The organism is Polynucleobacter sp. JS-JIR-II-b4 (assembly GCF_018687815.1).
Lineage (GTDB): Bacteria > Pseudomonadota > Gammaproteobacteria > Burkholderiales > Burkholderiaceae > Polynucleobacter.
In genome coordinates this window covers 686038-698050 of the sequence record NZ_CP061306.1, presented here as the reverse complement: position 1 = coordinate 698050, position 12013 = coordinate 686038, and the positions used below count along the sequence as shown (strand labels likewise).

The following is a 12013-nucleotide window of genomic DNA, read 5'->3' as shown; positions in this document are numbered from 1 at the left end:
TTTGGCTCAAACGGCTCCCCGCTCATAGGACTCAACATGAAACCTGGCATTCACCCCGAATATCGTGAAATCGTCTTTGTAGACGTTTCCAATAACTTCAGCTTCAAGACTCGCTCCACTATGTCTACTAGAGAGACAATCAAGTGGGAAGATGGCAATGAATATCCATTAGCCAAGATCGAGACTTCATCTGAATCACACCCTTTCTACACTGGTACCCAGAAAATTATGGATACCGCTGGTCGTGTTGAGAAATTCCGTCAGAAATTCGGTACTAAAGCTGTTGCTAAAGCTACCGGTGATGGCGCTGCTAAAACAGCTGAGAAAAAAGCTGCTGCTGCAGAAGCTAAAGCTGCTGAAAAGCCAGCTAAGAAGAAGGCTTAAACCACTTCTATTCGCGGGGTATGTTAAATACCTGCTCTGCGAGATAATCAAGGCAGCGTTTGCTGCCTTTTTTATTTTGAACTTCACCCATGGTCAAACTTACTGCCGCCGCCACTAAATCAATTCCGCGCATTATTATTTTTGCGCTGACCTTAGTTTATGGTTTCGCCGGTCTCTTCTTTAGGGATCCCTGGAAGAATGAGGATGCCATTGGGTTTGGTGGCATGTGGACACTCTTTCGCGGTAACTCCTTAGACTGGATAGTTCCTCACTTAGCTGGACGCGACATCTCTCTAGGCGCACCCTTACCTTATTGGATGGGCGCCACACTCATTGAGTGGTTTGGTCCATTCATTGGCGCCGCTAATGCTGCACGCTTATACGCCGCCATCTGCTTCTTCTCTGCTGCACTAGCAATTTGGTATGCCACCTATTTATTAGGTCGTCGTCGTGAAGTTCAGCCGATGGCATTGGCCGTTGGTGGTCAGCCTGATTTAAAGAGCTACGGCATGACCTTGGCTGATGGTGCGCTACTCATTTTCTTGGCATGCGTAGGTCTAGCGCAACGCGCTCATGAAACAACACCAATGATGGCGCAGCTCATGGGTATTAGCATCGTGCTATATGGCACAGTGCGCGGCTTAGATAAACCTTGGCAAGGTGGTTTCTGGACTGGCCTTGGTATTGCCATCGTCGCCCTATCAAGCAATCTCACACTCAGCTTAATCATTGTTACCTCCACCATCATTGCGGTCATTGCTAGCAATGCGAAGTTGCGCTTTCGCTGGACGCTGACTAGTACCGTTTTAGGTTTGATCGGTTTTGCGATTTGGCCTCTGATTTGGTATCTAGCTGATCTGCCAGTGCAATGGCGTCACATCGCTGAAGAGGGCTGGCGCAATGTACCGGAAATGCGCGCTACTCCATCAATTGAATCACTGGGTTTCTTGAGTGTGAACTTCTGGGCTTACGCTTGGCCTGTCTGGCCGCTCGCAATCGTTTCCCTTGCGCACTGGGGTCGCATTAAAGAATCAGGCACATGGCGCGCGCCCCATCTTTGCATTCCTCTGAGCTTATTCATCGGTAGCTTAATTTATGTTTTGTTCCGCCTCGAAGCTAACGAACATGACTTAATGATCTTAATTCCAAGTCTTTCGATTATTGCCGCATTTAGTCTGCCCGTTCTCAAGCGAAGCGTCATTAGCTTTATTGACTGGTTTGCAATGTTTAGCTTTACGCTGATCGCGCTGGCCATTTGGATTATTTGGCTCGCCAAAGTGACTGGCTATCCAGAATCTACAGCTGCCAATATCGCACGCCTACTTCCTGGATTTACGGGACAATTTAATGTCTTGGCATTTATTGTTGCACTTGCTATTACAGGCTTATGGCTTGCGGTAGTGCGTTGGAGAACTTCTCGGGCCCCGAAAGAAATCTGGCGCTGCCTCATCATCTCAGCATCCGGCACCACTTTAATGTGGGTACTACTGATGTCTTTATGGCTGCCAACGATTAACTACGCTAAAACCTATCGTCAGGTTTCTGCGCGATTGGCCCAAGTGATCCCCGCTGGTGGTGGCTGCATAGACACTAGCAATCTAGGGCCTGCACAGCTCGCCTCTTTTGAATATTTCTCCAAGCTCAATTTGCGAGATGATCCTAATTGCCCATGGATGCTGACCCACAGCCAATCCGAAGCAAAGGCGTACGCGCAACTGAATAATAAAAAGCTCACACTGCTTTGGGAAGATCGTCGTGCTGCTGACCGCGATGAACGCCTACGTCTCTACGAAGTTATCCCGGAATAATTCGTGCTGCACTTTAAGCTATCGCGTCTTCGCGAGGACATCCCCTCTTTACTAAAACTAGCTGGACCTCTATTGGTTGGTCAGCTTGCTGTGATTTCATTTGGCGTACTTGATACAGCAATGACTGCTCGTTATTCAGCTGATGATTTAGCAGCACTGGCAATGGCATCAGCTATCTTCATCAGCATTTATGTAGGACTCACCGGAGTGATCTCAGCGCTTGCACCAATTGCAGGACAACTCTTTGGCGCCAAACGTTTTGGTGAAATCGGTGAAGAAGTGCGGCAAGCGGCTTGGCTTGCTTTAGGCCTCACGATTTTGGGCTGCTTCATTTTGCTCAATGCAGATCACTTGCTAGCTATTTCCCGAGTCAATGATGCTATTGAAGGTAAAGCGAAGCTATATCTGAGCATTCTGGCAATTGGCTTACCAGCCAGCATGGCCATGCGCGTATTGATGGCCCTCCACAATGCAGTCTCACGCCCCACCGTCATCACTGTTGTACAAATTATCGGTTTAGGACTCAAGCTACCCTTAAACCTACTCTTTATTTATGGAGGCTTAGGTATAGAGGGCATGGGCGGGCCAGGCTGCGCTGTAGCTACCGTCATCATTAACTGGTCCTGGCTACTCATGACTCTGGGCTTTGTTTTATTTGATCGCTTTTATAAACCATTTAAGATCTTTGCTCGCTTTAGCATGCCCGATTGGCATCGTATCTGGACATTATTAAAACTTGGCGCACCTATTGGCTTTAGTTACTTGATTGAAGTAACTTCTTTCACATTTATGTCGCTATTTATTGCCCGCCTTGGAACCACGGCATTAGCAGGCCATCAAATCGTGGCCAATATGGGAACTGTCATCTACATGGTGCCGCTATCCCTCTCCATTGCGACCATGACCTTAGTGTCACAATCTATTGGTGCTAACAAACCCGAGCGTGCCGAAGAGATCGGTTGGTCATCCGTCTTTTTTACCACCACGCTGTGCATCATTATTGGTATCGCGGTTTGGATTTTCAGAATACAGCTATTGGATTTATACGATCCACCAGCAGAGGTGAAGGTGTTCTCTATCCCCCTCTTCTTATTTATAGCCTTCTATCAAGTATTTGATGCCCTTCAAGTTACCGCAGCATTTATTCTGCGGGCCTATCGCATTGCTTTTTTACCGATGGTGATTTATGCAGGCTCACTTTGGGGCGTAGGCCTTGGTGGCGGCTACCTCATGGGTTTTAATGTATTTGGCAATACGCCAGAATTCCTACAAGGCGCCAATGGCTTTTGGGCTGGCAACAGCTTAAGTCTGGGCTTAGCTGCGTGCTTTTTGCTCTATCTCTTTAGAAGAACGGCGGAGCGCTATGAGAAGACGCATCCGCCGGTACAGGTTTAAGACAAACTACTTTGAGTCTCTTACTTATAAACCTTCAAAGTAGAAGCATCGTCATTTAAACGGGTTTTGAGGTTACGCAACTGCCCTGCCGAACCAGGGTTGTTAGTAATAAAGTTTTGATCAGCCAAATGCTTGCGTACATCTTCAGCCAAATCCAATGAAGCCAACTTCATTAACTTGGCATTACTCGGTTTATATCCAGTGTCTCTGCCATCGATTTGGACGTCCTTACCTTCACCAGAAGCTACAAACGATGCAACGATTTGCGTTGTCTTGGTGTCGACAATATTAAAGTCCACCGTTACTTCAAGCGTCATCTGTTGCGAGGTAGATTTGGTTCCAGGAATATCAGATACATTATCCGTGCTAGAGACTTCTGCCAACACACCATATAAAACATAGTCTGCATCACCGAAATCCCCAGCCTTAATACGTTTCACAATATCGAAGTACTCGTCACCTTGATTAGGAGCGGCTACGGTAGCCTTGGCTTGAACCACTTTATAGCCAGACTTTATCAACAGGCCACGAATGGGATTGGCCAAGTAACGCAATTCTCCATACTCATTATTGGCTTGATATCCCGACTTCTTCATGCTTTGGGTATTAGCGCTTGAAGAGCTGTTGCTTGGAGCTGCTGCATCCGTCACAGGCGCTGTCGCTGCTCCTGGACTAGTAGCTATAGGATCGGCCAAATTAGTGAACTTCACTGGGAACGCGGATGAATTCGCCCCACCAGTAATAGCAGATGCATTCGCTTTATCCGCATCTACCTCAATAGTCTTGGGCACAATCGTAGAGGTAATATTGTTATCTGTTGTCGTCCTAGTTTCTTCGACAAACGTGAAGTTTTTTCCTTCTTTCTTAAAGTAGATATCCGTGACCGCAATTGACTTGGAATCCGCCTTTAAAGCCTCAGCACTGATGACGGGATTTTTGGGTGGGTCCGCTGGCACTTGGCCAATATACGCAGATTCCACGGGAGCAGGCGGCTTGCTAGCACAGCCGGCTAAAAAAATCAGACTCATCCCCGTACAAGCTAATAATATTTTTTTCATGTGTTGCTCAATTCTTTATGGTGTTGAGTTGCGTATTAGCGCGTAGCAGTCTTACGAATCTCTTTTTCATCAGCCCACTCGAGCAAACCGGATTCGTTATTAATGAGATTGAGATTAAATACGTAATAAACGTCTTTCACATCCTTGGTGTTTTTGATAATAGAAGCAATCGATCCTTCGATACGATACTGAGCGCCCTGCATATTGCCGGTCTTGGCAATCGTGCCGTTCTTATATAAACCTGACTGATTCTGACGCTTGAGCTCTTCGGTCTGATTTTGCATTTCAGAAACGCTCACTGCAAATCGCACTTGACCGCTCTTCATTAACTGCGTACGGATCTTATCGGTAATCACACGCGTATCGATATATTCAGAAGTCTTATTCTTCACATCTGCAAGCGTCACAATAGGCGCATCTTTGCTTCCAGAGATAGCCTTAGACTGAAGCAGTGATCTTGTCATTGCCTCGGCAATCATCTGTAGATCAGTTGATCCGTAGTTTGCATTAACGGTCTCTACCGCCTTCGCATCACCGTAACGAACCTGTGGTCCTGAGCATGCAGCAAGTGCTGCTACTGATAATGCAATAGCAGATAAGCGAATAGTTTTAGTGTTCATGATCATCCTTAATAAGCCTAAATCTTTTTAATATTAAATAGTTAATTGATTTTTATTTGTATTGATTTAATTCAAAACGAAAGTCAGTAGCATCCGGCGTTGGGGCGATTCCCATGATAACGGTCGACTGCCCCTTACCTACCGTTACAGGCTTCCATGGCTCTTCATCTGTTACAGCCATACCGTTTTTACCAATCCATTTAAATCGATAAGATACGAGATTGGATTTGCTGTCATTCTGTATGGTTACCTGCGCTGTTAATACGCCATTGCGCATCAAACTACGCATATCAGTAATTTGAATGCTATCCGTATCACCCATGCGTACCGTCATGTCCTTCATGGATGGCGTTGAGCTACATGCAACAAGAGCAAGTGCTGTCATCAGGATTGCAAGGTATTTTTTCATCTGGGTCTTTCCTAATTAAAAAGCTGCTGAAAGCTATTCAACAGATTGGGTGGCTCATAAGGCCTCACCCCTTCCATATTACCGCTAGCAGGGATATTGTTGGGGGTGGGATTGGGGGTTGAAATAGGGGCAGGAAGCACAGGGCTAGTTTGTGCTACTGGGGTAGTTGTTACCACGGCTGAGGCAGACTCTTCGGGCAGCGGATCCTGAAAGCCTCCCCATAGTTTCTTAAAACCTGCAAATGCACCCTCAGATGGTTTAGGTTCAACGAGAGCAGGTTGTGGGCTTGCTGGCGAGATGGCGGCTGGAGATGCGACTATTGGAGTACCAACAACAGGATCTTTGGGAGGAAGCGCAGTAGGGTCATTCGAGGTCAATACAGTTGCCCTATTTCTAAACATGCGGATATAAACCACGTTGTACCCGCCTACTAAGTTAACCGTTTGAGATGCGGTTACGCCAGATGGCAAAGTGTATTTCAGAACAGTTGGTCCAATCGGCAAACCCATTCTGGCCATGTATGTTTGCGCGGGCAAAGTTGACCAATGACGCACATCAGTCACATTGATTGCTTGCAAGCCATAACCCGTAATCATTCCTGCAATCGCGCCAATCAGAGCAGCGCTACCATTGTTCTGATTGTTTTGATTGTTCTGGCTTCGCTTGTTAGCCGCTTGCTGTGCAGCTCGATCCGCTGCATATTGCGCAGCCAGAGAGACTAGCGCTCTAGAGGATGCTCTTAAAACATAGGCCGGCATCTCATCACGCAAGTTCTTGCGAGCCATAGCATCAATATTGGCAACCAACTCTGGATTAGCCACTTTATCGCCCAACTGAACCATAGTTGGCCTGAAACGCTCGGTAGACTTTTCGATTACCGGAAAAGTTAAGGTCACTAATTTTGGGTTGCCTCCCAGATTAAAAGACTGGCTGATTTGATAAGGAATAATTTTAGGCATGTAACCCGTATCAATAATGATCAAGGTATCAGCAAACGCCTTTTTGCCTTGGTTGGCAATATTGGAGTCCAACTTAGCGATACTGGTTTTAAAAAAGTTAACTTGGGGACGCAACTCAATTGCCAAGCGATAACCTGGCGCAGCTAGACTTGCCTCTCCTTGTGACTCATGAATAAAACCAGATAGGTAATACGCTGCCGGGTTCTGATACGAGTTCTTGAGGCTACGCGTTTCCTCGTCATCCAATAGATTGATTGGGTAACCGCTGATACTTTCAATACGGCTAGATGCGCCTTGAGTATTGGGATTATTTTGCTGCTCCTGCTCCACCTTGGAGACTGCGGCCACCCTACTCTGTATCAACTCCTCAATCACCTTCTCACGCTGTGCCATCTTTTTGGCTTCCACCATGGCATCATTCCAGTGCCCTTGAGAGATGTGGTTTAAGGCGATGGTCTGACTTAATAGACTCACTTCATAAGGTTTAGGGTCATACTCACTACTGAAACCTTCAGACAAAACGTAGCCACTTGCTCCTGAAAAAGAGCGTCTGAGTTTGTCGCTGGTAGTCACCTCCCAACGACTGACTAATTGATCTGCAGCTAATAGGTTTTGGGTGCTATTGGGAATCTGGGTGGGGCCTTGCAGTCTTTGTACCTCGCCCAGCTCCATGTAATACAGGGTATTTTTATCCTTGAAGGCACCCTGAATAGCCGCAGTCGTATTTTGCAGATCACCATTTTTAAACTGCTCTTTGGACTCATTCATCTTGATTTGCTGAGTCTGCGTAGCGCAACCCACCAACAAACAGACAGCCAAAGTCACGCCGAATTTAGAAATGTCTAATGCTGAAAATTTAGGCAAATTGAGGGGTTTACGAAAAAGAGGGAAAAATGAAGGCCACATACCTTTAACGCTTAAAAATAGGCTTGGGCTGACAAGAAAATAAGGGTTTGTTACTCTAATTTTGCACCTGATTGCTGTACTACCTTACCCCATTTGCTTGCTTCGGAGGCAATCAACTTAGAAAGGTCTTTTGGGCTACCTGGAGCGGGGTCCAGGCCACCAGCCAAGAGCTTGGATTTGACATCGGGGTTGTTCAAAGTTTGGCGCACCATTTGATTTAGGCGTTTTTGAATATCAGGCGGAAGGTTTGCCGGTGCCATCAATGAAAACCAAGATACAGCCTCAAAACCGGCCAAACCTTGCTCGGCTAGAGTGGGAATCTCGGGGGCGGCATGTGAGCGCTTCAGCGTAGTCACCCCTAAGGCTTGAACCTCTCCCGCCTTAATCAAAGCTAAGGATGAAGAAAGGTTATCAAAGAGCATGGAGATACGACCACTGAGTAAGTCAGGCAAAGATTGTGCTCGTCCCTTATAAGGAATGTGACGGATTTGAACACCGGCTATTTGCTTAAACAATTCACCTGACATGTGCAAAGAAGTGCCAACACCTGATGAACCAAAAGTGAGTTGATCTGGTTTTGCTTTTGCCAATTCAATTAACTCATGAAGATTGTTAACGCCTAATTTCTTATTCACAATTAATACATTTGGTGTGCTTGCTAAAAAACTAATGGGTGTGAAATCTTTCACAGGATCGTATGAAATCTTTTCATACAGCGCGCCATTAATCGCATGAATGCCTACCGTACCAATTAATAAGGTATAGCCATCTGGATCGCTCTTAGCAACAAGATCAGCGCCAATATTGCCGCCATAGCCTGGGCGATTCTCGACTAGTACTGGTACACCCAAGTTTTGCTGCCAATCTTCCGCTAAAACGCGCGCCAATATATCTGGAGCCCCACCGGGGGTAAAGGTTACAACGATGCGAATGGCTTGTTTTGGCCAGGTAGCGATTTTCTGGGATGTACTTTGCGCATGAACACTAAAGCCAATGGCCCACAACACAGACATAAAGAGAAAGTTCTTCAGAACTTTAGAGAATGACATGCTCAAAATGTAGAACTAGACCGGAAGGTCTAAGTTAAAAACCAAAGCGAGAGCGTAGCCATAACCAGCCCTCATACTTCACTGGGTCATCAGCGCAGGGGCCGATACCGCATTCCAAGAGTGTAGATACGAGATTACCCAAAACCAAGAGAACGAATGCAATGACAAGGGCATTAGCAAACCATGAGCGAGAGCGAACTTCACGGTTAGGTAGCATTAATAGCACTGCAAGACCCATTAACAAACCGGTATACCCAACATATGCCCAGGTATAGAAATGCAACTCTAAAAATGTTTTTCCGAATCCTGTGTCACCCGGCAGAATATGCAAGAACACCTGACGAAGAGAAACCATCATTCCGACCAGGCCACCAATGATGCCCCATCCGTAGTGAGATGAATAAGCACCACAACGAATATTGAGCACCAAAGCAAAACCAATAATCACAAATCCAACGCGCTGCATTAAGCACAAAGGACAAGGCAGCTCACCAAAGTAGAGTTGATCTACAAAGGCATATGACAACATACCGACAACAGCTAGCAATGCAAGCTGATTACCAAGCGCGGCTAGGGAGGGTAGAGAATGTTTACTCACAATCAATTACAGACTGATATTGAGATGATCAGTTGCATGAAAACGGAACCAAACCAGAAGGATGGCAACGGTAATCGCCAAAACTGTCAAACCTGCAAGACGCTTCTCAAACCAGACTAAAACAAGTCCGATAAAAGCCGTCAGAAAAGGTAGAAACATATACATAAGGGAATTCTAGCGCAGGACTCTTAGAGTGGGGGTAATTCTATAAATTCAGGGCTTTTGGAAAGGGCTTTTGTTTAGAATGGGCTTATGACTACCAGCCCCTCTCCTCCCTGCTTAGATCTACAGATTGATGGGAATATGGCACGGGTTATTTTTAATCACCCCGCCGCTCGCAATGCCCTCACTTGGCCAATGTATGAAGAGCTCAAAAGGATTTGCGACTCCTTAGCTAACAATCCTGAAATTCGAGTAGTCATCTTGCGAGGGGCAGGAGATAAAGCATTTGTTTCAGGAAGCGACATTCAACAGTTTTTTGCACTCAAAGAAAATGAAGCATATGAAGTTGTGGTTGATCATATTTTCTCCTCACTGCAACAACTACCGATGCCGACTATTGCCATGATTGAAGGCTTAGCAGTCGGCAGCGGTCTGTTGATGGCCACTTTCTGTGACTTTCGTATCTCGACGCCAGATGCGCGTTTCGGTATACCGGTAGCCAAGACCTTAGGAAATTGTTTATCGCCAAGTAATTTGTCTTGGCTTGCGGCTCACCTAGGAACTCCAACAGTGAAGAAAATGCTTCTGACTGCGGAACTTATTAAGGCACCAGAATTATTAGCTTCAGGCTACCTCTATCAAACGGCAGAGTCCGCAGAAATCGAATCTGTTACCAATGTGCTCGCTCAAAAATTAGCGACCCTTGCTCCCATCACGCAAAAAGCCAGCAAGCTGACATTGGCACGCTTACTCCAAAACAATCTTCCAGACTGCACGGATCTGATGCGAGAAACCTATAACAGTAAGGACTTTAGAGAGGGTGTGAACGCCTTCTTAGAAGGTCGTCCACCCCAGTGGAATGGCGAATAAGTAAGGCTGTTAGGCTAGCCTTTTGAGTTTAAAAACTCCACCACGATTTTCAAAAACTGATCGGGCACCTCAACGTGAGGTACGTGTCCCACATTTTCAACTGGTACTAGCTTTGCATTCGGAATGGCTGCTTGCGCCTTCTTGCCTAACTCCGGAAAGTTACCTAAAGACTTCACTGCCTCTGGCGGTGCAAAACGTCTACCAAATACCGTACGGTCCTTTTGACCAATCACCAATAACACCGGCATCTTTAATTGTGGCAAATCATTGACCACTGGTTTTTCAGCAATCATTTGGTATGTCAGCACTGAAGTCTTCGCATAGGCTGGATAGTCCGGACCTTTTTGTACGCGCACATAGACCTCTACAAACTTTTCATAAGCGGGTTGCCAGTTTGGAAAATAACTTTGCAGAAAGCGGCGATAGCTCACTTCCGTCTGAGCCATCTCTAGCTTGAGCAAATCGTCATTCTGTTGCGGAGGGATGTCTTTGCTGTAATCCTCAAGTCCTAAAGGGTTCTCCAATACTAGCTTTTTGACGGTTTGTGGGTATAAGCGCGCAAAACGAATGCCCACCATGCCGCCCATGGAGTTCGCTATGACTGAAACCTGCTTGATATTGAGAGACTTCAGTAAGTCTTGCGTATTGGCAGCTAAATCATCAAAGTGGTATGCCACATCTGGCTTAGAAGACTTTCCGAAGCCAATCTGATCAGGAGCAATCACACGATAGCCGGCCTTTGAAAGGCCTGCAATAGTGAAGGACCAATAATCACTGGAGAAATTCTTGCCATGAAATAACACCACCACACCCTTTTGCTTGCCTAAGGCCCCAACATCCATATACATCATGCTTGCTGCTTGCCCCTGTAAAGAAGTTTTAAATTCCTTGAGTGGGTATGGGTAAGGCCATTTGCTGATTCGCAAATCTAAAGGGGCTGCATCAGCATAAAGACTGACAGGTGGAGTTGATGAGGTCTTCTCAGTATTGGCGCATGAAACCAAAAAAACAGGTGCAACTAACGTTGTACCAATCAGCAATACTTTCTTGAGAACACTTGTCATCAATCTGACCTTCTTTTTGATTTAGAGAATTTTTGTTTTTAAGTTTGGTAAACCGGCAACACTACCTTCAAGCACATCCCCTTTTTTAACTGGGCCAACACCTGCTGGCGTACCGGAGAAAATTAAGTCACCTGGTTCCAAGGTAAATAAGGTAGATAGATAAGCAATCGTGTCAGGAACATTCCAAATCAACTGGTTAAGATCGCCCTCTTGACGAACTTCACCATTCACTAAGAGCTTAACGGCGCCCTTGGCAGGATGACCACACTGACTAGCTGGCGTGATCTCACCGCAAGGGGCAGATTGATCAAATGCTTTACCGGTATCCCAAGGACGCCCCATCTTCTTAGCCTCACCTTGAAGATCGCGCCGAGTCATATCCAGACCAACTCCGTAACCATAGACATACTCTAAGGCTTTTTCTGCAGAAATATTTGCGCCGCCTTTACCAATAGCGACCACCATTTCAATTTCGTGGTGAACATCCTTTGATAAATTTGGGTAAGCCATATCTTTACCATCAGTCACAATCGAGTTAGCAGGCTTCATAAAGAAGAATGGTGGCTCTCGATCAGGATCATTACCCATCTCGCGTGCATGATCGGCATAGTTTCTACCAACGCAGTAAATACGATTCACGGCGAAGCGACGAGTATCGCCAGTCACAGGCAATGAAATTACTGCTGGGGGATCAATCACGAATGCTGAAGACATAAAAACCTTTCTAAGAA

At 46.0% G+C, this 12013-nt stretch carries 13 protein-coding genes; 4 read left to right on the top strand and 9 right to left on the bottom strand.

Annotated elements, in window-relative coordinates; all coding sequences use genetic code 11:
* The first annotated feature begins 36 nt into the window (after nt 1–36).
* From ICV90_RS03605 to ICV90_RS03595, 3 genes are all read left to right on the top strand, one after another.
* A complete protein-coding gene (locus ICV90_RS03605; protein ID WP_072582141.1) occupies nt 37–384 on the top strand; it encodes a type B 50S ribosomal protein L31 in 348 nt (115 codons plus the stop codon).
* 89 nt (nt 385–473) lie between these two features.
* Nucleotides 474–2192 (top strand): glycosyltransferase family 39 protein, encoded by a 1719-nt coding sequence (locus ICV90_RS03600; protein WP_215359785.1) that lies wholly within the window; start codon nt 474–476, stop codon nt 2190–2192.
* Nucleotides 2193–2195: 3 nt separating this feature from the next.
* Entirely contained in the window at nt 2196–3587 is a 1392-nt protein-coding gene (locus ICV90_RS03595) for an MATE family efflux transporter (protein WP_215359783.1), read from the top strand.
* A 20-nt stretch (nt 3588–3607) separates the two neighbouring features.
* Here the strand turns inward: ICV90_RS03595 and ICV90_RS03590 are convergent, their stop codons facing one another.
* From ICV90_RS03590 to ICV90_RS03560, 7 genes are all read right to left on the bottom strand, one after another.
* Nucleotides 3608–4645, bottom strand: a complete 1038-nt coding sequence (locus ICV90_RS03590) for a hypothetical protein (RefSeq protein WP_215359781.1) — start codon at nt 4643–4645, stop codon at nt 3608–3610.
* Nucleotides 4646–4680: 35 nt separating this feature from the next.
* Nucleotides 4681–5265, bottom strand: coding sequence for a penicillin-binding protein activator LpoB (lpoB, locus tag ICV90_RS03585; RefSeq protein ID WP_371743868.1), 585 nt, complete (start codon nt 5263–5265; stop codon nt 4681–4683).
* Nucleotides 5266–5317: 52 nt separating this feature from the next.
* Nucleotides 5318–5674 (bottom strand): YcfL family protein, encoded by a 357-nt coding sequence (locus ICV90_RS03580; protein WP_215359777.1) that lies wholly within the window; start codon nt 5672–5674, stop codon nt 5318–5320.
* Nucleotides 5675–5685: 11 nt separating this feature from the next.
* Complete coding sequence (locus ICV90_RS03575) at nt 5686–7497, bottom strand: COG3014 family protein (RefSeq protein WP_251367786.1); 1812 nt, start codon at nt 7495–7497, stop codon at nt 5686–5688.
* 92 nt (nt 7498–7589) lie between these two features.
* Complete coding sequence (locus ICV90_RS03570) at nt 7590–8588, bottom strand: tripartite tricarboxylate transporter substrate binding protein (protein WP_215359773.1); 999 nt, start codon at nt 8586–8588, stop codon at nt 7590–7592.
* 34 nt (nt 8589–8622) lie between these two features.
* Nucleotides 8623–9186 (bottom strand): disulfide bond formation protein B, encoded by a 564-nt coding sequence (locus tag ICV90_RS03565; RefSeq protein WP_215359771.1) that lies wholly within the window; start codon nt 9184–9186, stop codon nt 8623–8625.
* A gap of 6 nt (nt 9187–9192) precedes the next feature.
* A complete protein-coding gene (locus tag ICV90_RS03560; protein ID WP_158009030.1) occupies nt 9193–9351 on the bottom strand; it encodes a DUF5993 family protein in 159 nt (52 codons plus the stop codon).
* An 87-nt stretch (nt 9352–9438) separates the two neighbouring features.
* Between ICV90_RS03560 and ICV90_RS03555 the strand changes: the two genes are divergently transcribed.
* Nucleotides 9439–10218 (top strand): enoyl-CoA hydratase/isomerase family protein, encoded by a 780-nt coding sequence (locus ICV90_RS03555; protein WP_215359769.1) that lies wholly within the window; start codon nt 9439–9441, stop codon nt 10216–10218.
* Between the two features lie 14 nt (nt 10219–10232).
* Here the strand turns inward: ICV90_RS03555 and ICV90_RS03550 are convergent, their stop codons facing one another.
* Nucleotides 10233–11282, bottom strand: coding sequence for an alpha/beta fold hydrolase (locus ICV90_RS03550; RefSeq protein ID WP_215360342.1), 1050 nt, complete (start codon nt 11280–11282; stop codon nt 10233–10235).
* 21 nt (nt 11283–11303) lie between these two features.
* Nucleotides 11304–11996, bottom strand: a complete 693-nt coding sequence (locus ICV90_RS03545; RefSeq protein WP_215359767.1) for a fumarylacetoacetate hydrolase family protein — start codon at nt 11994–11996, stop codon at nt 11304–11306.
* Nucleotides 11997–12013 lie beyond the last annotated feature (17 nt).

Bases quoted from the DNA above. Each gene is read 5' to 3' on its own strand.
- ICV90_RS03560 (WP_158009030.1), bottom strand. From the start codon at position 9,351: ATGTATATGTTTCTACCTTTTCTGACGGCTTTTATCGGACTTGTTTTA.
- lpoB (WP_371743868.1), bottom strand. From the start codon at position 5,265: ATGAACACTAAAACTATTCGCTTATCTGCTATTGCATTATCAGTAGCA.
- ICV90_RS03550 (WP_215360342.1), bottom strand. From the start codon at position 11,282: ATGACAAGTGTTCTCAAGAAAGTATTGCTGATTGGTACAACGTTAGTT.
- ICV90_RS03600 (WP_215359785.1), top strand. From the start codon at position 474: ATGGTCAAACTTACTGCCGCCGCCACTAAATCAATTCCGCGCATTATT.
- ICV90_RS03590 (WP_215359781.1), bottom strand. From the start codon at position 4,645: ATGAAAAAAATATTATTAGCTTGTACGGGGATGAGTCTGATTTTTTTA.
- ICV90_RS03545 (WP_215359767.1), bottom strand. From the start codon at position 11,996: ATGTCTTCAGCATTCGTGATTGATCCCCCAGCAGTAATTTCATTGCCT.
- ICV90_RS03570 (WP_215359773.1), bottom strand. From the start codon at position 8,588: ATGTCATTCTCTAAAGTTCTGAAGAACTTTCTCTTTATGTCTGTGTTG.
- ICV90_RS03580 (WP_215359777.1), bottom strand. From the start codon at position 5,674: ATGAAAAAATACCTTGCAATCCTGATGACAGCACTTGCTCTTGTTGCA.
- ICV90_RS03605 (WP_072582141.1), top strand. From the start codon at position 37: ATGAAACCTGGCATTCACCCCGAATATCGTGAAATCGTCTTTGTAGAC.
- ICV90_RS03555 (WP_215359769.1), top strand. From the start codon at position 9,439: ATGACTACCAGCCCCTCTCCTCCCTGCTTAGATCTACAGATTGATGGG.